This is a genomic window from Moorena sp. SIO4A1, from assembly GCF_010672065.1.
GTDB lineage: Bacteria > Cyanobacteriota > Cyanobacteriia > Cyanobacteriales > Coleofasciculaceae > Moorena.
Window position 1 is genome coordinate 1 of record NZ_JAAHHX010000233.1, and the last position, 2,794, is coordinate 2,794.

Here is a 2,794-nt window from a genome sequence, read left to right on the forward strand (position 1 = left end):
TGGGGACCAAGGGGAACCCCCTCCTCCTGACGGCTGATGCAGCGGGATAGACGCAGCAGATGGCGCACGATCTCCAATTCCTCTTCCCCTTCCAAGACCTTGATCACTGACATAATCAGTTCATCAGTCTGATCAAGAATGCTGTCGATATCAAAGACGGTGCTTTTTTCCGTGGCTTCTTGAACCGTTTTTACCAGGGCGTGGACTTGATAAAGTAATGCCGCCGGTTCGTCAAAAAGTTCCCGCAGGAAGGCAGCTTCCTCATACTGCCCATTCAGCCGGAATATATTATACAAACGTTTGGCAGCTTTGCCATAGTTGAGATGATCTTCCTTAACATATTTTTTAACTTGGTCTTGCAACGCCGTCACGTAATCATCCATGACATCGCTGGAAACCTGCTTCACCAGTTTGTTAAAGATGGGAGCAGATTCGGCATCCAGGTAAACCTCTTGAAAATAAGCGTCTAGATAGCCGTCTAAGGGAGTGATTGTACCATCGGGAGCTTCCCAGGTCACATCCAACATGTTGCTAGCGTTGGCCAATTGACCGCGCACTGGATCAGAAATTACCCAGTCCAGCTTACACCAACCGGGATCGTCGGCTACAGAATCCCAGGTGATGATGACAGGATTTCCTTCAGAGTCCCTCGCTTCTATCTTTCCAGCCACAACTTCGTCAGAAGACCACGCGATCGGTGAGCCTTTGCTACAGGGGCGTTCGTTGCAGATAACGTCTTGGGGATAGCTACCAAATTTCAGTTCAATGAATTCAAAATTGTCACCCGACAGGCTGTTGATTGCTTTCTCACGCATAATTCGAGCTAGAATCTGGCAAGCTTCAGCCTTGGTGGGGGCAATAATATTCACCCGCTCGAAGTAGTCACAGTCTCCAGGGTGAGTTTGAACCTTGGATTGAGCGGCTGAACCAGAGAGGGCCAAAGCAGTTTCTACCAGACCAGGAACATCGTCAAATTCCACAATTTTACCGATAGTGCGAAAACGCTCCAGGTCTTTCGGGTCAAAATCCAACATGCTGACTTTGTGACCGAAAACCCCTGTCTTTTCATCGACGACAATATCGCTGCCCTCTGTGGTTTGGGTAATGGAATTCATCCATCGTTCCAATTCTTGTTCATTGAGTTGAACTCCCAATCGCTTGGCGGATTCAATGACGCGGTTCCGTGCATCTGCGGTTTGATCTGGTGTTGTACTCATATCGGATATCCTGAATATATATAATTGATGATCAATGATCAGAAAGGTTAAAAAAACCTAAAACTTTGTAGTCTTGCCAAAGAGCTTGGGTGTTGATTTCACTAGGCTCGCAATGCAAGAGAATCAGTTAAAAGCAGTGTCAAATGATAAATTTTTTTTTGCTGCTTTTTCAGAGAGTATCTAAAAAAGTATCATGTATCTGAATGGTTGCAGGGAAGATACCAAATTTCTTTACAATGTTTTTAGCAATGCAGATAGGATGGGAATAGTTCTCAAAGTTGCAGCCCATCTGTTACGAGTAAACCCTTGGGAGAAATCTAATCATCTAAGAGGATGTCTGAAAAGTAATTGGCTACGCCAAACGTCTAAGCATGATCAGAAATCTAGGCAACTCGAATCATAGTTTCAGAAGTCGCTGGTAAGACTTCATAATCTTTGCGCTCGACGACGACACCAATTAAACCAACCGAAAGTCCGTTCCACGACCCAACGTCTTGGTAAAACTTCATTTCCTTTCACGGTATCTGAGCGCATCACAGTTTCTTTTATCCAGCCATAGACATCCATCACCCACCTCATAAAACCTTCACCTCGATAACCGCCATCAACCCAAATTTTGATTAATCGGTGAAATCTGTCTCTAAGTCCATGGAGTTGGTCGAACAATAATTTGGCTCCCTCTCGTTCTGGTAAAGAAGCTGCACTGACGGCTACAACCATTAACAAACCATGGGATACCACCACCAGATGACGCTTACGACCTTTAACCTGTTTGGCAGCATCATAGCCCACTTCCAAATGAATCATGGTTGCGGTTTCTACTGATTGGCTATCAAGAATCGCTGCACTCGGACGCTTGTTGATGGTCAACGATTACCCGTACCCATTTTCGTAACTGTTCGTGAATTCTCTCCTAGAGACGAAACCTGATTGTTAGTGGAGCCTTATTCAATAAGTTTTAAACTTTTTCTGCATAGCCTGCCAACCATAAAGGCTCCACTATCCTTACGGTAACTTTAAGCCCAATCACCACTGATACGCCATTGCCGAAAGTAATGATAGACTGTCTGACCTTTGGGAAAATCGTGAGGTAACAAGACCTATGCACATCCTGCTACCAAGACATAAAAGATGGCATTGACTACTGAGCGCATCTCTACGCTTAATGGACGACCTCCCGGCGCAAGCTGGTGGTATAAGTGTTTCGAGTAATTGCCATTGTTCATAGGTTTTATCGGTACGATATGATTGATTCATTATTTTACTCTCGTTATCTGTCTTTTATTGCTATGGACAGCTGATCGTGACGAGAGTTTTTCTTTTTGCGATCTGCTTGCAGCCGCGCCGATGCGCGTACGCGCATTTGTGTTTGCGATCGCATTTATTTTTACTTTTCAGACATCCTATAAGGGAATGCCAACAACCAAGATTATCGTAATGCTCTCTAGGTGTAAGGATTCAGGTGTGGGGAGAAGGGATTTGGGAAGGAGCTTCGGGCAAGTGACCAGCAACAGCCATGAGAGCTTGCTCAAAGAAATCCATCACCGAACGTCCCTGAAAACGACAAGTTTGGACTG

2 protein-coding genes and 1 pseudogene are annotated in these 2,794 nt (G+C 45.1%); all 3 read right to left on the bottom strand.

The window, feature by feature from the left end; translation table 11 throughout:
* The coding region (locus F6K53_RS36605) for a hypothetical protein (protein ID WP_293084409.1) at window positions 1–1,217 on the bottom strand (1,217 nt) is incomplete at its 3' end.
* Window positions 1,218–1,643: 426 nt separating this feature from the next.
* A complete protein-coding gene (locus F6K53_RS36610) occupies window positions 1,644–2,087 on the bottom strand; it encodes a transposase (protein WP_293069180.1) in 444 nt (147 codons plus the stop codon).
* Between the two features lie 167 nt (window positions 2,088–2,254).
* Window positions 2,255–2,474, bottom strand: a pseudogene (locus tag F6K53_RS36615) (transposase); the annotation flags it as partial.
* Window positions 2,475–2,794 lie beyond the last annotated feature (320 nt).